Source organism: Staphylococcus sp. IVB6214, from assembly GCF_025558585.1.
In the GTDB taxonomy this organism is placed as follows: domain Bacteria; phylum Bacillota; class Bacilli; order Staphylococcales; family Staphylococcaceae; genus Staphylococcus.
Genome location: NZ_CP094723.1, coordinates 191,309 through 211,546 on the forward strand (window position 1 = coordinate 191,309; position 20,238 = coordinate 211,546).

19 protein-coding genes and 3 rRNA genes are annotated in these 20,238 nt (G+C 42.0%); all 22 read left to right on the forward strand.

Annotation, left to right across the window (positions count from 1 at the left end):
• Positions 1 to 80 precede the first annotated feature (80 nt).
• Positions 81 to 401 (forward strand): YbaB/EbfC family nucleoid-associated protein, encoded by a 321-nt coding sequence (locus MUA51_RS00870; RefSeq protein ID WP_095115100.1) that lies wholly within the window; start codon positions 81 to 83, stop codon positions 399 to 401.
• Between the two features lies 1 nt (position 402).
• Positions 403 to 999 (forward strand): recombination mediator RecR, encoded by a 597-nt coding sequence (gene recR / locus MUA51_RS00875; protein ID WP_262560035.1) that lies wholly within the window; start codon positions 403 to 405, stop codon positions 997 to 999.
• Positions 1,000 to 1,445: 446 nt separating this feature from the next.
• Positions 1,446 to 2,996 (forward strand): 16S ribosomal RNA (locus MUA51_RS00880).
• A gap of 401 nt (positions 2,997 to 3,397) precedes the next feature.
• Positions 3,398 to 6,322: ribosomal RNA gene (locus tag MUA51_RS00885) — 23S ribosomal RNA — on the forward strand.
• A 75-nt stretch (positions 6,323 to 6,397) separates the two neighbouring features.
• Positions 6,398 to 6,512, forward strand: a 5S ribosomal RNA gene (gene rrf, locus MUA51_RS00890).
• The 16S, 23S and 5S rRNA genes sit together here, the layout of an rRNA operon.
• Before the next feature lie 100 nt (positions 6,513 to 6,612).
• Complete coding sequence (locus MUA51_RS00895) at positions 6,613 to 7,953, forward strand: aminotransferase class V-fold PLP-dependent enzyme (protein WP_262560036.1); 1,341 nt, start codon at positions 6,613 to 6,615, stop codon at positions 7,951 to 7,953.
• 1 nt (position 7,954) lies between these two features.
• Positions 7,955 to 8,584 (forward strand): dTMP kinase, encoded by a 630-nt coding sequence (tmk, locus tag MUA51_RS00900; RefSeq protein ID WP_262560037.1) that lies wholly within the window; start codon positions 7,955 to 7,957, stop codon positions 8,582 to 8,584.
• 64 nt (positions 8,585 to 8,648) lie between these two features.
• Entirely contained in the window at positions 8,649 to 8,978 is a 330-nt protein-coding gene (locus MUA51_RS00905; protein ID WP_262560038.1) for a cyclic-di-AMP receptor, read from the forward strand.
• A gap of 118 nt (positions 8,979 to 9,096) precedes the next feature.
• Positions 9,097 to 10,026 carry a DNA polymerase III subunit delta' gene (locus tag MUA51_RS00910; protein ID WP_262560039.1) on the forward strand — a complete coding sequence of 310 codons (930 nt, stop codon included), beginning with the start codon at positions 9,097 to 9,099 and terminating at the stop codon, positions 10,024 to 10,026.
• Positions 10,027 to 10,031: 5 nt separating this feature from the next.
• Positions 10,032 to 10,835: a PSP1 domain-containing protein gene (locus tag MUA51_RS00915; protein WP_262560842.1), complete on the forward strand. Its 804-nt coding sequence runs from the start codon at positions 10,032 to 10,034 to the stop codon at positions 10,833 to 10,835.
• A 12-nt stretch (positions 10,836 to 10,847) separates the two neighbouring features.
• Positions 10,848 to 11,210, forward strand: a complete 363-nt coding sequence (gene yabA, locus MUA51_RS00920; RefSeq protein ID WP_262560040.1) for a DNA replication initiation control protein YabA — start codon at positions 10,848 to 10,850, stop codon at positions 11,208 to 11,210.
• A 13-nt stretch (positions 11,211 to 11,223) separates the two neighbouring features.
• Positions 11,224 to 11,949, forward strand: a complete 726-nt coding sequence (locus MUA51_RS00925; RefSeq protein ID WP_262560041.1) for a tRNA1(Val) (adenine(37)-N6)-methyltransferase — start codon at positions 11,224 to 11,226, stop codon at positions 11,947 to 11,949.
• Complete coding sequence (locus MUA51_RS00930; RefSeq protein WP_262560042.1) at positions 11,942 to 12,190, forward strand: GIY-YIG nuclease family protein; 249 nt, start codon at positions 11,942 to 11,944, stop codon at positions 12,188 to 12,190. The genes MUA51_RS00925 and MUA51_RS00930 overlap by 8 nt, the downstream gene beginning before the upstream one ends.
• A 1-nt stretch (position 12,191) precedes the next feature.
• The gene (gene rsmI / locus MUA51_RS00935) at positions 12,192 to 13,034 is read left to right on the forward strand and encodes a 16S rRNA (cytidine(1402)-2'-O)-methyltransferase (protein ID WP_262560044.1); all 843 of its coding nucleotides are present in this window, start codon (positions 12,192 to 12,194) and stop codon (positions 13,032 to 13,034) included.
• A gap of 66 nt (positions 13,035 to 13,100) precedes the next feature.
• Positions 13,101 to 15,068 (forward strand): methionine--tRNA ligase, encoded by a 1,968-nt coding sequence (gene metG / locus MUA51_RS00940; protein WP_262560045.1) that lies wholly within the window; start codon positions 13,101 to 13,103, stop codon positions 15,066 to 15,068.
• A 77-nt stretch (positions 15,069 to 15,145) separates the two neighbouring features.
• Positions 15,146 to 15,913 (forward strand): TatD family hydrolase, encoded by a 768-nt coding sequence (locus MUA51_RS00945; protein ID WP_262560046.1) that lies wholly within the window; start codon positions 15,146 to 15,148, stop codon positions 15,911 to 15,913.
• A gap of 35 nt (positions 15,914 to 15,948) precedes the next feature.
• Positions 15,949 to 16,488: a ribonuclease M5 gene (gene rnmV, locus MUA51_RS00950; RefSeq protein WP_262560047.1), complete on the forward strand. Its 540-nt coding sequence runs from the start codon at positions 15,949 to 15,951 to the stop codon at positions 16,486 to 16,488.
• Between the two features lie 6 nt (positions 16,489 to 16,494).
• Positions 16,495 to 17,385: a 16S rRNA (adenine(1518)-N(6)/adenine(1519)-N(6))-dimethyltransferase RsmA gene (gene rsmA, locus MUA51_RS00955; protein ID WP_262560048.1), complete on the forward strand. Its 891-nt coding sequence runs from the start codon at positions 16,495 to 16,497 to the stop codon at positions 17,383 to 17,385.
• A gap of 100 nt (positions 17,386 to 17,485) precedes the next feature.
• On the forward strand, positions 17,486 to 17,734 hold the full coding sequence (locus MUA51_RS00960; protein WP_262560049.1) for a Veg family protein: 249 nt from the start codon (positions 17,486 to 17,488) through the stop codon (positions 17,732 to 17,734).
• A 397-nt stretch (positions 17,735 to 18,131) separates the two neighbouring features.
• Entirely contained in the window at positions 18,132 to 18,980 is an 849-nt protein-coding gene (gene ispE / locus MUA51_RS00965) for a 4-(cytidine 5'-diphospho)-2-C-methyl-D-erythritol kinase (RefSeq protein ID WP_262560050.1), read from the forward strand.
• 27 nt (positions 18,981 to 19,007) lie between these two features.
• Positions 19,008 to 19,829 carry a pur operon repressor gene (gene purR, locus MUA51_RS00970; protein WP_262560051.1) on the forward strand — a complete coding sequence of 274 codons (822 nt, stop codon included), beginning with the start codon at positions 19,008 to 19,010 and terminating at the stop codon, positions 19,827 to 19,829.
• 18 nt (positions 19,830 to 19,847) lie between these two features.
• On the forward strand, positions 19,848 to 20,225 hold the full coding sequence (locus tag MUA51_RS00975; RefSeq protein WP_095115134.1) for a RidA family protein: 378 nt from the start codon (positions 19,848 to 19,850) through the stop codon (positions 20,223 to 20,225).
• The last annotated feature ends 13 nt before the right edge of the window (positions 20,226 to 20,238 follow it).

The following is a 20,238-nucleotide window of genomic DNA, read 5'->3' on the forward strand; positions in this document are numbered from 1 at the left end:
TGTATAATTGGAAACAAATGTTGAAGAGCAGTTGAGACAAAATGTCCGAGCTCGATAGCTAATAAAGGAGGAACTAGATTATGCGCGGTGGCGGTAATATGCAACAAATGATGAAGCAAATGCAAAAAATGCAAAAGAAAATGGCAGAAGAACAAGATAAATTAAAAGAAGAAAAAATTGAAGGATCAGCTGGCGGTGGCATGGTCAAAGTGGTTGTAACAGGTCATAAAGAAGTAGTAGATGTCATCATCAATGAAGAAGTAGTGGATCCAGAAGACGTTGAAATGTTACAAGACTTAGTACTTGCTGCGACAAATGAAGCAATGAACAAAGCAGACGAACTGACAGCAGACCGTCTTGGCAAACATACTAAAGGTCTCAACATTCCAGGATTGATGTAAGATGCATTATCCACAACCGATATCGAAGCTAATTGATAGCTTTATGAAATTGCCAGGCATTGGCCCCAAGACGGCTCAACGTCTGGCTTTTCATGTATTAGAGATGAAAGAAGATGACGTTGTACAGTTTGCCAAAGCACTCGTAGATGTAAAGCGAGAACTTACCTATTGTAGTACATGCGGTCATATTACAGAACAAGATCCGTGCTATATTTGTGAGGATAAGCAACGAGATCGTTCAATTATTTGTGTCGTTGAAGATGATAAAGATGTGATTGCAATGGAAAAAATGAAAGAATACAAAGGACTGTATCATGTCTTACATGGCACGATATCCCCAATGGATGGTATCGGACCGGAAGATATTAATATTCCGTCACTTGTAGAGCGTTTGAAAGACGAAGGTGTTCAAGAATTGATACTCGCGATGAATCCGAATCTAGAAGGTGAATCGACAGCTATGTACCTTTCACGACTTGTGAAACCACTCGGTATTCGTGTCACACGTCTTGCGCAAGGACTATCAGTTGGTGGCGACTTAGAATATGCAGATGAAGTTACTTTGTCAAAAGCTATTTCAGGACGAACAGAAATGTAACATGATAAAAAGGGAGATGTATTTCGAGATGACGTCGGAATCAGACACCCGAGATATTTTACAGCTGAGGCACAGATGTATATCTGTCTCAGCTGTTATTAAATAATCGCAATTAAAATGGGTAATAAATATTGAAAAAGATAAAAGGCTTTAAAGAGTGTAAATTTTAGTATTGTAGAGGTATCTAAAAGGCTGTATAGTTATATCTTGTTGAGCGACAAATAAATCACTCAATCAAATGACAAAAAAAGAATTAAAAAAGTTGTTGACTTCGATTGATAACTTGTGTATAATTAATTCTTGTCGAGTCGAAAGACAAAACGTGTGAACATTGAAAACTGAATGACAATATGTCAACGTTAATTCCGATAATTTGAGTACTCAGAGTAGTACTTTCAAGAGTGATTGACTTAAACAATCAAAACGAGCTAATCAAGCTTACTTCTTTTATGGAGAGTTTGATCCTGGCTCAGGATGAACGCTGGCGGCGTGCCTAATACATGCAAGTCGAGCGAACAGACGAGGTGCTTGCACCTCTGACGTTAGCGGCGGACGGGTGAGTAACACGTGGGTAACCTACCTATAAGACTGGAATAACTTCGGGAAACCGGAGCTAATGCCGGATAACATATTGAACCGCATGGTTCAATAGTGAAAGACGGTCTTGCTGTCACTTATAGATGGACCCGCGCCGTATTAGCTAGTTGGTAAGGTAACGGCTTACCAAGGCGACGATACGTAGCCGACCTGAGAGGGTGATCGGCCACACTGGAACTGAGACACGGTCCAGACTCCTACGGGAGGCAGCAGTAGGGAATCTTCCGCAATGGGCGAAAGCCTGACGGAGCAACGCCGCGTGAGTGATGAAGGTCTTCGGATCGTAAAGCTCTGTTATTAGGGAAGAACAAACGTGTAAGTAACTGTGCATGTCTTGACGGTACCTAATCAGAAAGCCACGGCTAACTACGTGCCAGCAGCCGCGGTAATACGTAGGTGGCAAGCGTTATCCGGAATTATTGGGCGTAAAGCGCGCGTAGGCGGTTTTTTAAGTCTGATGTGAAAGCCCACGGCTCAACCGTGGAGGGTCATTGGAAACTGGAAAACTTGAGTGCAGAAGAGGAAAGTGGAATTCCATGTGTAGCGGTGAAATGCGCAGAGATATGGAGGAACACCAGTGGCGAAGGCGGCTTTCTGGTCTGCAACTGACGCTGATGTGCGAAAGCGTGGGGATCAAACAGGATTAGATACCCTGGTAGTCCACGCCGTAAACGATGAGTGCTAAGTGTTAGGGGGTTTCCGCCCCTTAGTGCTGCAGCTAACGCATTAAGCACTCCGCCTGGGGAGTACGGTCGCAAGACTGAAACTCAAAGGAATTGACGGGGACCCGCACAAGCGGTGGAGCATGTGGTTTAATTCGAAGCAACGCGAAGAACCTTACCAAATCTTGACATCCTTTGACCGCACTAGAGATAGTGTTTTCCTCTTCGGAGGACAAAGTGACAGGTGGTGCATGGTTGTCGTCAGCTCGTGTCGTGAGATGTTGGGTTAAGTCCCGCAACGAGCGCAACCCTTGAGCTTAGTTGCCATCATTAAGTTGGGCACTCTAAGTTGACTGCCGGTGACAAACCGGAGGAAGGTGGGGATGACGTCAAATCATCATGCCCCTTATGATTTGGGCTACACACGTGCTACAATGGACATTACAAAGGGCAGCGAAACCGCGAGGTCAAGCAAATCCCATAAAGATGTTCTCAGTTCGGATTGTAGTCTGCAACTCGACTACATGAAGTTGGAATCGCTAGTAATCGTAGATCAGCATGCTACGGTGAATACGTTCCCGGGTCTTGTACACACCGCCCGTCACACCACGAGAGTTTGTAACACCCGAAGCCGGTGGAGTAACCATTTGGAGCTAGCCGTCGAAGGTGGGACAAATGATTGGGGTGAAGTCGTAACAAGGTAGCCGTATCGGAAGGTGCGGCTGGATCACCTCCTTTCTAAGGATAATATACGGAATATCACCTTTAGGTGATAAGCGGATTAACGTGACATATTGTATTCAGTTTTGAATGCTCATATTTGAGGATTCAACAAAATAAAAATTAAAATGAAAGCATTTGTCAGTCTATGAATTTCTTGATGAACGCAGCGAAGATTACTAAGCGTAACTGAGCAAGTGAAGAGAGAAATGAAGCAGAATGCGAAGGCTTGCCATTTTAATAAACTTGTACATTGAAAACTAGATAAGTAAGTATAAAAGATTTTACCAAGCAAAAACCGAGTGAATAGCGAAAGCTTGAAACTAAAAAATTATCGCTAGTCGTCAAATGACGACTCACATAATTAATAACTGGTGGATGTTGGTGTCGTAAAGTAGCGATTACCAAAACATCACAAAGATTAAGTTATTAAGGGCGCACGGTGAATACCTTGGCACTAGAAGCCGAAGAAGGACGTTACTAACGACGATATGCTTTGGGGAGCTGTAAGTAAGCTGTGATCCAGAGATTTCCGAATGGGGAAACCCAGCACGAGTTATGTCGTGTTATCTACATGTGAATACATAGCATGTAAGAAGGCAGACCCGGAAAACTGAAACATCTTAGTACCCGGAGGAAGAGAAAGAAAAATCGATTCCCTGAGTAGCGGCGAGCGAAACGGGAAGAGCCCAAACCAACAAGCTTGCTTGTTGGGGTTGTAGGACACTCTGTACGGAGTTACAAAAGGACATGTTAGACGAATAACCTGGAAAGGTTAATCATAGAAGGTAATAATCCTGTAGTCGAAAACGTGACCTCTCTTGAGTGGATCCTGAGTACGGCGGAGCACGTGAAATTCCGTCGGAATCTGGGAGGACCATCTCCTAAGGCTAAATACTCTCTAGTGACCGATAGTGAACCAGTACCGTGAGGGAAAGGTGAAAAGTACCCCGGAAGGGGAGTGAAAGAGAACTTGAAACCGTGTGCTTACAAGTAGTCAGAGCCCGTTAATGGGTGATGGCGTGCCTTTTGTAGAATGAACCGGCGAGTTACGATCTGATGCAAGGTTAAGCAGAAAATGTGGAGCCGTAGCGAAAGCGAGTCTGAATAGGGCGAATGAGTATTTGGTCGTAGACCCGAAACCAGGTGATCTACCCTTGGTCAGGTTGAAGTTCAGGTAACACTGAATGGAGGACCGAACCGACTTACGTTGAAAAGTGAGCGGATGAACTGAGGGTAGCGGAGAAATTCCAATCGAACTTGGAGATAGCTGGTTCTCTCCGAAATAGCTTTAGGGCTAGCCTCAAGTGATGATTATTGGAGGTAGAGCACTGTTTGGACGAGGGGCCCCTCTCGGGTTACCGAATTCAGACAAACTCCGAATGCCAAATAATTTAACTTGGGAGTCAGAATGTGGGTGATAAGGTCCATATTCGAAAGGGAAACAGCCCAGACCACCAGCTAAGGTCCCAAAATATATGTTAAGTGGAAAAGGATGTGGCGTTGCCCAGACAACTAGGATGTTGGCTTAGAAGCAGCCATCATTTAAAGAGTGCGTAATAGCTCACTAGTCGAGTGACACTGCGCCGAAAATGTACCGGGGCTAAACATATTACCGAAGCTGTGGATTGTCCGTAGGACAATGGTAGGAGAGCGTTCTAAGGGCGTTGAAGCATGATCGCAAGGACATGTGGAGCGCTTAGAAGTGAGAATGCCGGTGTGAGTAGCGAAAGACGGGTGAGAATCCCGTCCACCGATTGACTAAGGTTTCCAGAGGAAGGCTCGTCCGCTCTGGGTTAGTCGGGTCCTAAGCTGAGGCCGAAAGGCGTAGGCGATGGATAACAGGTTGATATTCCTGTACCACCTAAATTCGTTTTAAGCGATGGGGGGACGCAGTAGGATAGGCGAAGCGTGCTGTTGGAGTGCACGTCTAAGCAGTGAGATTGAGTGTTAGGCAAATCCGGCACTCGTAAAGATTGAGCTGTGATGGGGAGAAGAAACACGTTTCTTCGAGTCGTTGATTTCACACTGCCGAGAAAAGCCTCTAGCTAGAAAATAGGTGCCCGTACCGCAAACCGACACAGGTAGTCAAGATGAGAATTCTAAGGTGAGCGAGCGAACTCTCGTTAAGGAACTCGGCAAAATGACCCCGTAACTTCGGGAGAAGGGGTGCTCTTTAGGGTTCACGCTCTGAAGAGCCGCAGTGAATAGGCCCAAGCGACTGTTTATCAAAAACACAGGTCTCTGCTAAACCGTAAGGTGACGTATAGGGGCTGACGCCTGCCCGGTGCTGGAAGGTTAAGAGGAGTGGTTAGCTTCTGCGAAGCTACGAATCGAAGCCCCAGTAAACGGCGGCCGTAACTATAACGGTCCTAAGGTAGCGAAATTCCTTGTCGGGTAAGTTCCGACCCGCACGAAAGGCGTAACGATTTGGGCACTGTCTCAACGAGAGACTCGGTGAAATCATAGTACCGGTGAAGATGCCGGTTACCCGCGACAGGACGGAAAGACCCCGTGGAGCTTTACTGTAGCCTGATATTGAAATTCGGTACAGTTTGTACAGGATAGGTAGGAGCCTTAGAAGCGTGAGCGCTAGCTTACGTGGAGGCATTGGTGGGATACTACCCTAATTGTATTGGATTTCTAACCCGCAGCACTTAGCGTGCTGGGAGACAGTGTCAGGCGGGCAGTTTGACTGGGGCGGTCGCCTCCTAAAGAGTAACGGAGGCGCTCAAAGGTTCCCTCAGAATGGTTGGAAATCATTCAAAGAGTGTAAAGGCATAAGGGAGCTTGACTGCGAGACCTACAAGTCGAGCAGGGTCGAAAGACGGACTTAGTGATCCGGTGGTTCCGCATGGAAGGGCCATCGCTCAACGGATAAAAGCTACCCCGGGGATAACAGGCTTATCTCCCCCAAGAGTTCACATCGACGGGGAGGTTTGGCACCTCGATGTCGGCTCATCGCATCCTGGGGCTGTAGTCGGTCCCAAGGGTTGGGCTGTTCGCCCATTAAAGCGGTACGCGAGCTGGGTTCAGAACGTCGTGAGACAGTTCGGTCCCTATCCGTCGTGGGCGTAGGAAATTTGAGAGGCGCTGTCCTTAGTACGAGAGGACCGGGATGGACATACCTCTGGTGTACCAGTTGTCGCGCCAGCGGCATAGCTGGGTAGCTATGTATGGACGGGATAAGTGCTGAAAGCATCTAAGCATGAAGCCCCCCTCGAGATGAGATTTCCCAACTTCGGTTATAAGATCCCTCAAAGATGATGAGGTTAATAGGTTCGAGGTGGAAGCGTAGTGATACGTGGAGCTGACGAATACTAATCGATCGAAGACTTAATCAAAATTTTTTCACAAGGTTTTGTTTGTGTAAATGATATACTTACTATCTAGTTTTGAATGTATAACATTCAATTTTATCTGGTGCCAATGGCAAAGAGGTCACACCTGTTCCCATGCCGAACACAGAAGTTAAGCTCTTTAGCGCCGATGGTAGTTGAACTGACGTTCCGCTAGAGTAGGACGGTGCCAGGTAATTTACGAAGAGAGGTCATTATGACTTCTCTTTTTTTGCGTTTATAGAGAAATGTGTCTGTGCTATCATATTAAAGAGTGAGAAACGGAGGCGTCGCATATGAAGCGTGCATTATGGCAACAAATGATTGACTGGGCAGATAAAGAACCGATATCAATGCATGTACCAGGTCATAAAAATGGAACGATTGGCAATATGTCCTTTTTACAAGCGAAGTATGATGTTACGGAAATTACAGGTTTTGATGATCTACACCAACCTGAAGCAGTACTCAAAGAGAGTATGTCATCTGTGACACGCCATCCAGACTATGATGCATTTTATCTTGTGAATGGGACGACGAGTGGTATTTTGTCTGTTATTCATGCTTTTCGATCATTAGAAGGGCGTATCGTTTTAGGGCGCAATGTACATAAGTCTGTCTTTAATGCGTTAGATTTGGGTGGACAACAGGCGATGATTTTACCGACGAAGATAGATAAGACGACGTACCAATATATTCGACCTGATGCGACTGATATACAAGGAGTATCTGCCAAGTTGGGCGTTATGACATACCCGAACTATTATGGGCAAACTTTTGATGTTTTGGAAGTGATTCAGCAGCTTCATGCCAATAGCTGTCCTGTTTTAGTTGATGAAGCACATGGTGCACACTTTGACTTAAAAGGCTTTCCATCATCAGCGTTAAATTTTGGTGCAGATTTTGTGGTGCAGTCATTTCATAAGACATTACCGAGTTTAACGATGAGTTCGGTGTTATTTATACATAAAAATGCACCGCAACGTGATGAAGTCATTCGCTTACTTCAAACGTTCCAATCATCGAGTCCGTCCTATTTGTTAATGGCAAGTTTAGAGGCTGCAAATGACTTTTATGAAGGATACGATAGTCAGTTATTTTTTGAACGTCGTCAGCAGTTATTAGATGTTTTAAGCAATCAAGGGTTATCTTTTAAAGAGATGGATGATCCATTGAAGTTGTTAATCTATCATCCGAATATGACGGGTGGAACATTACAACAAGTGATGGAAAAGATTGGAATATATGTAGAATTATCAGATAGTGAGCATGTGTTATGGGTGTTGCCATTGTGGCATGAAGGAGATATGTATCCGTTTGACTTATTGATTACACGCATCAGTCGAATGACGCTCAAAGAAGACATGAAAGATGACACAGTGACAGGGCATACGTTATATACGGGTAGTGGATATTACGAACCACAACCCATAGCACACAGTCATTGGGTTCCTATTAAAGAGACTGAAGGAAAAGTGTTAGCGCAACATTTGGTGTTGTATCCACCAGGTATTCCGAGTATGCTTAAAGGCGAAAAAGTGACGGCACCTATGATAGAATTAATGACAAAATGGTGTGACGCTAACTTGAGAGTTGAAGGGTTGCAAGACGGCAAAATAAAAGTGAAGGATGACTAACATGGGATTATTTATTACGTTCGAAGGTCCAGAAGGATCAGGGAAAACAACGGTGTTACATGCGGTTGCAGCAGAGCTTGAAAAAGCACATGCTGTTGTGACAACACGTGAACCGGGCGGTGTCGAAACGGCGGAAGCAATCCGCAATATTTTGTTAGATGGAGAAGGGATGGATGGTCGAACAGAAGCTTTGCTGTTTGCAGCAGCAAGACGTGAGCACCTTGTACAAAAGGTTCTTCCGGCTCTTGAAACGAACTGTATTGTATTGTGTGATCGCTTTGTAGATAGTTCACTTGCATATCAAGGGTATGCACGTCAAATCGGTGTTGAAGGTGTACAACGCATCAATGACTTTGCAGTAGAACATCATCATCCAGATATGACAATTTATTTAGATATTCCAGCTGAACTGGGACGCGAACGTATTGCAATCAATGAGCGTGAACAGAACCGATTGGACAAGGAAGATGTCGCATTTCATGATGCGGTTATTGCAGGATATAAACAGTTGATTGCACAGAATCCAGAACGTTTTGCGGTCATTGACGCGAGTCGATCGGTAGATGAAGTTGTAACAGATGTGGTGACGGTAATTCGTCAACAAATTGAGAGAAAATCATTAGAAAATTAGATGGATGTTCATATAGCCACATACTAAGATATGTTATAATACTGTGTAAGAGGTGTGACAAAAAATGAAAATGATTATAGCGATTGTTCAAGACCAAGATAGCCAAGAACTTTCGGATCAACTTGTAAAACATAATTTTCGTGCAACAAAATTAGCGACGACTGGTGGCTTTTTACGTGCAGGAAATACAACGTTTTTATGTGGTGTAGACGATGCACGCGTTGATGAGATTTTAGATTTGATTAATGCGACGTGTGGTAACAGAGAACAGCTTGTTTCTCCAATTACACCGATGGGCGGAAGTGCAGATTCCTATATTCCATATCCTGTTGAAGTGGAAGTAGGCGGGGCAACAGTTTTTGTGATGCCAGTAGATGCCTTTCATCAATTTTAAAAACGATCGCAAAGGTTGTGGCAGTGTATGCACGTCTTAGGATAGCAGCCTGTCTCAACCTTTTTCAATTTGATAAATAATACGTGCATCAATTTGGCAATAAGGAGGGTTGTGCACAATGACAGAAATAGAACGTTTGACGGCGGCGCATCGCAATGGGAAATTGTCGCATGCTTATTTGTTTGAAGGCAATGATGCAGAAGCGATGTCAGCAACAGCTTTAGCGTTTGCACAACTCATTTTGTGTCAAGATCATGAAGTGTGTCGTATGAAGGTAGAGATGCGCAATCATCCTGATTTTCATTATGTGCAAACAGATGAAGCGAATATCAAGAAGGATCAGATTGAAGCATTGGTCCACCATATGAATCGCCTACCGATAGAAAGTGACTATAAAGTTTATGTCATTCAAGATTTTGAAAAATTAACGGTGCAAGGTGAAAATAGCATTTTGAAATTTTTAGAAGAGCCACCCGAAAAGACAGTGGCCATTCTGTTATCAACCAAGCCAGAACAAATATTGGACACGATCCATTCACGTTGCCAACATGTTTATTTTAAACCGATGTCACGTACAGATTTCGTCTCATATTTGGAGACGCATGCAGACTTTTCAAGGCCAATAGCAGCGTTGATGAGTACGTATACGACACAAGTCGAGGTGGCACGTCAATTGGCAGAAAACTATGAATTGGCACCGCTCAGACAAGCGACGATACAGTGGTGTGATAAGCTTGTTAGACAACCAGATATGGCGTTGATTGGTGTGATTGACCTATTGAAACAGGCCAAGAATAGACAGTTGCAACAACTAGTATTAGCTGCTGTAAATGCTTATTTTCAAGATATTCTGTATACCAAAGTAGGTATGCCAGAAAAAGTAATTTTTACAGAACTAGAAGAAAGTTATCAAGAGATGGTGCATCAATTAAATTATCGTCAACTCACGCATGTCGTTGAGATCATAACTGAAGCCCACAAAAAGTTAACGCAAAACGTTAATCCAACGCTCGTATTTGAGCAAATTGTTATTAAGATGAAAGGGTGACGCAAGTGTACCTTGTTGTTGGAATATACTTTGAAAAGACAAATACATTGGAATATTATGCACCAATCGATGACGTGATGACTGAAGGAGCACACGTGGTAGTGGAATCACATCGTGGTATCGAGATGGGTGTGATTAAATATGCGCCGAAATGGGTCGATGAAGCAGATGTTGTCTTGCCACTAAAAGAGATTCTGCGTGTAGCAACTGAGAAAGATATGGAAGCATACCGCTACAATGAAGAAAAGGCAGCGCAGGCGTTTGAGTTGTGCAGAGAGTACGTTCAAACACTTGGTTTAGATATGAGATTGGTCAATTGTGAATATACGTTAGATCGTGCCAAAGTGATTTTTAATTTCACAGCGGATGAGCGTATTGATTTCCGTAAACTAGTACGTATGTTAGCACAAAAACTTAAAACACGTATCGAACTGCGTCAGATTGGTGTGCGTGATGAAGCGAAACTGCTCGGTGGTATCGGACCGTGTGGACGTTCGCTTTGTTGTGCGACATTTCTAGGTGACTTTGAGCCGGTTTCGATCAAAATGGCAAAGGATCAAAATTTGTCATTAAACCCAACGAAAATTTCAGGTGCATGTGGACGTTTGATGTGCTGTTTGAAATATGAAAATGATTTTTATGAGTCCGCACGTGCAAGCTTACCAGATATCGGTGCGTCTGTTGAAACACCAGAAGGTACGGGAGAAGTTGTAGGACTCAATATTATAGATGTAACGATGCAAGTTCGTTTAGAGTGTGATAATCAATTGATGGAATATCATATTGAAGAATTAGAGTTATTAAAGTAAGGAGGCAGCCTATTGGATCGAAATGAACTATTCAACCATTTGACACAGCTTGAGAACAATGTGAATCGTATCCAAGAAGATATGCAGGCGCTTAAATCTTTGACTGTTGCACTTGTGGAAGAGAATGTGGCGTTGCAAATAGAGAATGATAACTTGAAGACATTGATGAATCAAGAGCCTGATGCAACACCGGTTGAACGTGTGTCAGATGAACCGGAAGAGAAAAAAACACCGCAAAAGAAACAGCTTCAAAGTAGAGAATATTTTGCGACGTTATATCATGAAGGCTTCCATATTTGTCATGATGTATTCGGAAAGCACCGTAACGGTCAGGATTGTATTTTTTGTATGAATATTCTCAATGATAAGCTGTGATAGGTGGGGTGTTATGCTACAAAGCGATGAAAGGTTCGATTATTTATTGAAAGAAGATCTGCGCATTATTCAAAATGATGCGGTCTTTTCTTTTTCAACAGATGCACTGTTACTTGGACACTTCACAAATGTCCGCAAGCGTGATCGTATTTTAGATATGTGTACAGGGAATGGTGTTATTCCATTACTCTTGTCAGATAAAGGGCAGAACGAGATTACAGGGGTAGAGATACAGCCGCAACTTGTCAGTATGGCTCAAAGAAGCGTTGCAGCAAATAACCTATCACATCGTATTACAATTCGAGAAATGGATATCAATGCGATACCCCGGCAGTTTAAACCTGCACAGTTTGACTTAATCACATGTAATCCACCTTATTTTAAGGCGAATCAAGTGCATCAGCATCAATTGGAAGCACATAAAATTGCGCGACATGAAATCTATTGTACGTTGGATGACTGTTTACGTGTGGCAAATCATGCCTTGAAACAAGGGGGGCGGATGGTGATGGTGCATCGAGCTGAAAGGCTATTAGATGTGTTTACTTCTATGCGGCACTATCAACTTGAGCCGAAGCAATTGCAGATGATTTACAGCAAGCCAGGAAAAGATGCGCAAACGATTGTAGTTGAAGCGCGCAAAGGTGGCAATCAAGGCTTACATATTGCACCACCTTTTTATATGTATGATGACGATGATACCTACACATCAGAAATGCGACGTGTATACTATGGTTAAACATTATACATATATGGTGGAATGTGCTGATCGTTCGCTTTATACAGGATACACGACAGATTTGACGGCACGCATACACAAACACAATGAGGGCAAAGGTGCCAAATATACAAAAACAAGACGTCCCGTACGTCTTAAATATTATGAAATTTACGAGACGAAGTCAGAAGCGCTAAAGCGTGAATATGCAATCAAACAGCTGACACGTCAACAAAAAATAGCGCTAATTGAGGAGCGATAGCATGGCACAGTTATATTTAGTAGGGACGCCGATTGGAAACTTGGAAGATATTACGTTTCGTGCGATTCGTACGTTGAAAGAAGTGTCTACCATTGCATGTGAAGACACACGTGTGACACGGAAGTTGTGTCATCATTTCGATATTGAGACGCCCTTGAAGTCATACCATGAGCATAATAAGGAGCAGATGACAGATGCGTTGATTGCGTTGCTAGAAGAAGGGCAAGATGTGGCGCTCGTTTCAGATGCCGGATTGCCGCTCATATCTGATCCGGGGTATGAACTAGTTGTACGTGCGAGAGAAGAAGGAATTCATGTCGTTCCCATTCCAGGTGCCAATGCAGGACTCACAGCACTTATGGCGAGTGGTCTTCCGTCGTTCACCTATACTTTTTTAGGATTTTTACCACGTAAAGCACGTGAAAAACTAGAAGTCTTGAGAATGAGAATGTTTCAAGAAAGTACACTCATCTTATATGAGTCGCCATTTCGTGTAAAAGATACGTTACAAGCGATTGCAGAGATAGATTCTGAGAGAAATGTAACATTAGGTCGTGAGCTAACGAAGAAGTTTGAACAGATTGAAACAAACTCTGTGACGGAACTGATGTCACAGTTGGAGACATCTATCCCATTAAAAGGGGAGTTTGTTATTTTGATCGAAGGGGCTGCGCCGCAAGCGACAACGGCATGGTTTGAATCACTGACCATCAAAGAACACGTCGAGCATTATATTGTACAACAAATGAAGCCTAAACAAGCGATTAAGCAGGTGGCGCAAGAACGAGAAATGCCATCTAAAACAATCTACAACATCTACCATGATATAGAAGCACAATCGTAGGCATATATTGAAAATACAAGGGAATTTAGATATATTAGATAAGATAAGAAATGAGGAGGAGCGCTGATGGTGAAAGAGACATTTTATATTACGACACCTATCTATTATCCAAGCGGTAACTTGCATATCGGTCATGCGTATTCAACAGTAGCTGGAGATGTGATTGCCCGCTATAAAAGAATGCAAGGATATGATGTACGCTATTTGACAGGAACAGATGAGCACGGTCAAAAAATTCAAGAAAAGGCTCAAAAAGCAGGTCAATCTGAAATTGACTATTTAGACGGTATGATTAAGGATATTAAAGCCCTTTGGAAGAAGTTAGATATTTCCAATGATGACTTTATTCGTACGACAGAACAACGTCATAAGGTAGTTGTAGAAAAGATTTTTGAAAAACTATTAGCACAAGGTGATATCTATCTTGGAGAATATGAAGGTTGGTATTCTGTACCAGATGAGACATACTATACAGAAACACAACTCGTTGAACCTGTGTATGAAAATGGTAAAATCATCGGCGGTAAAAGTCCAGATTCAGGACATGAAGTGGAACTTGTTAAAGAAGAAAGTTACTTCTTCAAGTTGTCGAATTATACAGATCGTCTACTCGCATTTTATGATGAGCATCCAGAGTTTATCCAACCACCGTCACGTAAAAATGAGATGATCAACAATTTCATCAAGCCTGGATTGGCTGACTTAGCTGTGTCACGTACATCATTCGACTGGGGTGTAAAGGTCCCATCAGACCCGAAACATGTTGTATATGTATGGTTAGATGCATTGGTGAACTACATCTCTGCATTAGGTTATTTAACGGACGATGATACATTGTTCCGTAAATACTGGCCAGCAGATATTCATTTAATGGCGAAGGAAATCGTTCGCTTCCACTCTATTATTTGGCCAATCATCTTAATGGCGCTCGACTTGCCATTACCTAAGAAAGTCTTTGCACATGGTTGGATCCTAATGAAAGACGGTAAGATGAGTAAGTCTAAAGGGAATGTAGTAGATCCAAATGTACTCATCGATCGTTATGGTTTAGACGCAACACGCTATTATTTAATGCGTGAACTCCCATTCGGTTCTGATGGTGTATTTACACCAGAGGCATTTGTTGAGCGTACAAACTACGACTTAGCAAACGACTTAGGTAACCTTGTGAATCGTACCATTTCAATGATTAACAAATATTTCGATGGTGAGTTACCAGCTTATGCAGGTCCAAAACATGAGTTGGATGCTGAGATGGAACAGATGGCACTTGATACGGTTAAAGCGTACCATGAAAACATGGAAAACTTACAATTCTCAGTGGCATTATCAACAGTATGGAAGTTCATCAGTCGTACGAATAAGTATATCGATGAAACAACACCATGGATTTTAGCGAAAGATCCTGAACAACAAGATATGCTTGGCAATGTAATGGCGCATCTTGTTGAAAACATTCGCTTTGCTGCTGTATTGTTACGTCCGTTCTTAACAAATGCACCGAAGCAAATTTTTGAACAACTGAACATTAATGAGGCATCATTGTTTGAATTAGATAGTCTGACAACATACGGTCATTTGACAGCGCCGATAACAGTGATTGACAAACCAACACCGATCTTCCCTCGTTTAGATGTAGATGCTGAAGTAGACCATATTAAAACGTCTATGCAGCCTAAAACAGCAGAAGCGGATGCTGTGCCAAGCAAAGAGCAAATCGACATCAAGTCATTCGATAAGGTAGAGATGAAAGCTGCAACAATCATTGATGCGGAAAATGTTAAAAAATCAGATAAATTGTTAAAAATTCAAGTTGATTTAGGCAATGAAAAACGCCAAATTGTTTCTGGTATTGCAAAATTTTATCAACCAGAAGATATTATTGGTAAAAAAGTAGCGGTTGTTACAAACTTAAAACCAGCGAAATTAATGGGCCAAAAATCTGAAGGTATGATTTTATCAGCTGAAAAAGACGGTGTGCTGACTTTGATCAGCTTACCGAATGCCGTGCCAAATGGTGCAGTGATTAAATAATGATGTATAAAGAGGTGAGGCCGTGTATTGGAGACTCACCTCTTTTCTATAAGTTCAACATTGAAGGAGGAAGCGTCATGTTAATTGACACACATGTGCATTTAAATGCAGATCAATATGATGAAGACTTACAAGAAGTGATCGACCGTGCGTTAGAAGCAGGTGTCGATCGAATGTTTGTCGTTGGTTTTGATACGAAGACGATTGAACGAGCGATGAAGTTGGTTGAAGACTATGACTTTATATACGCCATTATTGGTTGGCATCCTGTTGATGCGATTGACTTTACAGAAGAGCGTTTAGCTTGGATTGAGAAGTTAGCAGAGCATCCAAAGGTGATTGGTATTGGAGAGATGGGGCTTGACTATCATTGGGACAAATCCCCGAAAGATGTCCAAAAAGAAGTATTTCGTAAACAGATTGCATTGGCAAAGCGCGTAAAACTACCGATTGTGATTCATAATCGTGAAGCAACGCAAGATTGTATTGATATTTTAATGGAAGAGCATGCAGAAGAAGTTGGCGGTATTATGCATAGTTTTAGTGGCTCACCAGAAATTGCCGATGTTGTTATCAACAAGCTTAACTTCCATATTTCATTGGGTGGACCAGTGACATTCAAAAATGCGAAACAACCGAAAGAAGTCGCCAAGCATGTGCCGTTAGAACGGTTGTTAGTAGAAACGGATGCACCATATTTAACGCCGCATCCTTATCGCGGTAAACGCAATGAGCCTGCACGTGTGACACTTGTGGCTGAACAAATTGCAGAATTACGTGGCATCACGTATGAAGAAGTTGCGAGACAAACGACAGCGAACGCTGAACGTCTCTTTAACTTATGATACGTATGAAAAAACGATAAAAAGAAGGTATCGCCATGAAAATTAATGAATTTATCGTCGTGGAGGGTCGTGATGATACAGCACGTGTGAAAAGTGCAGTGACATGTGAAACGATTGAGACGAATGGGAGTGCCATTGATCAGAATGTGCTCGATGTGATACGACAAGCACATGAGACGAAAGGTGTTATAGTGTTAACCGATCCTGATTTCCCGGGTGATAAAATACGCACAACAATTCGCAATGCAGTTCCCGGTGTGAAACATGCATTTATTGATCGTGAAGCGGCTAAAAGTAAGCGTGGAAAGATTGGTGTAGAGCACGCTGCTCTGGAAGATATTCGAGATGCGTTAATGCACGTTGCGACTCCTTTGTCAGAAGGTGAGGAAACTATCGACAAAGCTGTCTTGATTGATTTAGGATTGATTATTGGGCCAGATGCAAGACGTAGACGTGAAATATTAGGTAGAAAGCTTCATATAGGACATTCAAATGGTAAACAATTGTTGAAGAAGCTGAATGCGTTTGGTTATACAGAAGAAGATGTGCGACGCGCATTGGAAATAGAGGAGTAAACAGATATGTTCGAAAAAGATATTGCGACGCCATCGAGAACGAAAGCGTTGTTGAATCAGTATGGATTTAGTTTTAAGAAAAGTTTAGGACAAAACTTTCTGATCGATGTTAATATTATACACAAAATTATTGATGCATCAGGTATTGATGAGCATACAGGTGTCATCGAAGTTGGTCCGGGCATGGGGTCTTTAACACAACAATTAGCAAAGCATGCCAAGCGTGTGCTTGCGTTTGAAATTGATCAACGCTTGATTCCAGTACTTGGTGAGACACTCTCACCTTATGACAATGTCACAGTGATAAATCAAGATATTTTAAAAGCAGATGTTGCCAGTGAGATTGCAGCGCATCTACAAGACTGCGACAAAATTATGGTAGTTGCCAACCTACCGTATTACATTACAACACCTATTTTATTAACACTCTTAGAACAAAACTTACCAATTGATGGCTATGTTGTGATGATGCAAAAAGAAGTAGGAGAACGGTTGAATGCACAAGTTGGGACAAAAGCGTATGGCTCCCTGTCTATTGTGACACAGTATTATACAGAAACATCAACAGTGATGACGGTGCCGAAGACAGTCTTTATGCCACCGCCTAATGTAGGCTCTATTGTCGTTAAATTGATGAAACGACCTCAGCCACTCGTTGAAGTTGATGATTCGGCTAGCTTCTTCAAAATGACGAAAGGTGCATTTGCACAAAGACGTAAAACCATTTTAAATAATTATCAAAATTTATTTGTAGATGGCAAAGCACACAAACAAGAAATTCACGTCTGGCTGGAACAAGCAGGAATTGACCCTAAAAGGCGTGGGGAAGCGCTGTCAATACAAGAATATGCACGATTGTATGACGAGTTGAAAAATTTCCCGGATTTAACGTTTTAAAATGATTGACATTGCAAAATCACATTGTTAAAATTAAAGATTTCTATTGACTTCTTCGCATATTTTGTGTTATAATACACTCATAGCGAGGTGGAGCGATATGCCAAAATCTATTGTAGACATCAAAAATAAACTTGATTGTCAGTTAGGGAATCGTATTGTACTTAAAGCTAACGGGGGACGAAAGAAAACAATTGAACGTTGTGGCGTTTTAACAGAGACGTACCCATCAGTGTTCGTTGTTGAGCTTGATCCGGATAAACACAACTTTGAGCGTGTATCTTATACATATGCTGACGTGCTAACACAAAATGTACACGTCTCATTTGTTGATGAAGATGCCATCTAAGAAATTAGCACGAGATAAATAAACTGTGCGTAACAGCATTCATATTTACGAGAAAGCCATTCAATCTTCAGGTTGGGTGGTTTTTAGTCGTTTTAACGGTATTTTTTAGGATATATGGAAGACTATTTTAATTGCCATAGCTAATTGACTAAAAATATAAAAATTTTGGTTGTTCCCTACATTAATTAGCGATGATTAAACTTTTTCATAATATTAAAAGAACTTTTAGAATGGCGGTTGTTTTCGTTGTTGAATGGAGTTATCATACGAATATGAGATTCATGTAATATTTTATAAAACTTTGTATGTACTTTTCGTCATCCTGAAATTTACTTTCGAGTTATGTGGCTAATTATGGTAAAATCACTTTAATACCAACTTGAAAGAGGAAATTGTGATGATTTATGAAACAGCGCCAGCTAAGATTAACTTGACATTAGACACATTGTTCAAGAGAGATGATGGTTATCATGAAGTTGAGATGATTATGACAACGATTGATTTGAATGATCGATTGTCGTTTCAGAAGCGTCGTGATAATAAGATTGTTTTGAAGGTGGATGAGAGTTTCATCCCGTCAGATGAACGTAATTTGGCTTATCGTGCAGCACAGTTGATGAAAGAGACATATCATATTCAACAAGGTGTGACGATTACTTTAGATAAAAATATTCCTGTGGCGGCTGGTTTAGCAGGTGGCTCTAGTGATGCCGCTGCAACCATGCGTGGACTGAATCGTTTATTTGAGTTAGGTTTATCGTTGGAAGAACTCAGCACGCTGTCTGCAGAGATCGGTTCAGATATTCCATTCTGTGTATACGGTACGACAGCTTTGTGTAAGGGGCGCGGAGAACAGATTGAGCTTTTGAAGCGACCACCATCTGCTTGGGTGGTTATTGCGAAACCACAAGCGGGATTATCTACACCAGATATTTATGGTGGGCTTGATTTGACACAGCCGTTTGAAGTTCATACACAAGCATGTTTGATGGCGATTGAGAATGAGGATTATGCACAGATGTGCAAAAGTCTCTCCAACCGACTTGAACCAGTCTCGATGCGTTTACAACCAGAAATTGAGAAGATCAAAAGAACGATGTTGAACAGTGGTGCGGATGGTGCATTGATGAGCGGTAGTGGGCCGACTGTTTACGGATTCGCACAACGAGAGCGTCAAGCACGTCATATTTACAATGCTGTAAGTGGTTGTTGCAATGATGTTTACCTTGTGAGAACACTTGGTTGACATAAAGAGAAAGGATGAATAATAAAGGTGCGATATAAAAGAAGTGAACGAATTGTTTACATGACTCAATATTTAATCAGCAATCCAAATAAACTCGTACCGCTGACATACTTTGTAGAGAAGTTCAAACAAGCAAAGTCATCGATTAGCGAAGATGTCCAAATTATTAAAGACACGGTTGTTAAAGAAGGGCTCGGCTCGATTGAAACGGTTGCGGGCGCGAGTGGTGGCGTTAGGTATCGACCGCAAATGCAGCGCGAAGAAGCTGAGGCGGTTGTACAAGAAGTCACGATGCTATTGCAAGAGAAGGATAGACTGCTACCTGGTGGATATCTCTTTCTGTCTGATTTGATGGGGAATCCTACACTGTTGAAGAAGGTAGGAAAGCTCATTGCAACCATCTATATGGATGAAGAACTTGACGCAATTGTGACGATTGCAACGAAAGGTATTTCCCTTGCGAATGCCGTTGCAAGTGTACTCAATCTGCCAGTAGTTGTGATACGAAAAGACAACAAGGTGACTGAAGGGTCTACCGTGTCGATTAACTATGTATCAGGTTCTTCTAGAAAGATAGAGACGATGGTATTATCGAAACGAACGTTGAAAGAACACTCAAATGTACTTGTTGTAGATGATTTTATGCGCGCGGGTGGTTCAATCAACGGCGTGATGAATTTGATGGCAGAGTTTAAAGCACAAGTAAAAGGGGTATCTGTACTTGTGGAGTCTAAAGAAGTTAAGCAGCGATTGATTGAAGATTATACTTCTCTTGTCCGCCTATCTGATGTCGATGAATACAATCAAGATTTCAAGGTAGAGCCAGGCAATAGCTTATCTAAATTTTAAAAAGGAGTAGGAAACAACATGAAATTAATTAACACACAAAAAGCACCAGCAGCAGTTGGTCCTTATTCACATGCAGCAATCGTAAACGGTATGGTGTTTACGTCAGGTCAAATCCCACTCAATCAAGAGGGTGAAATTGTCAGTGACTGTATTCAAGAGCAAACGAAACAAGTGATTGAAAACTTGAAGGTTGTACTTGAAGAAGCTGGATCTGACTTAGATCACGTTGTCAAAGCTTTAATCTTTTTATCTGATATGGAAAATTTCCAAAAGGTAAATGAAGTATATGGTTCGTACTTCGATGCGCATAAACCTGCGAGAAGTGCGGTAGAAGTTGCACGTTTACCGAAAGATGTAAAGATTGAAATTGAAGTGATTGCTGAGATTAAAGAATAATCATCTTTAACTC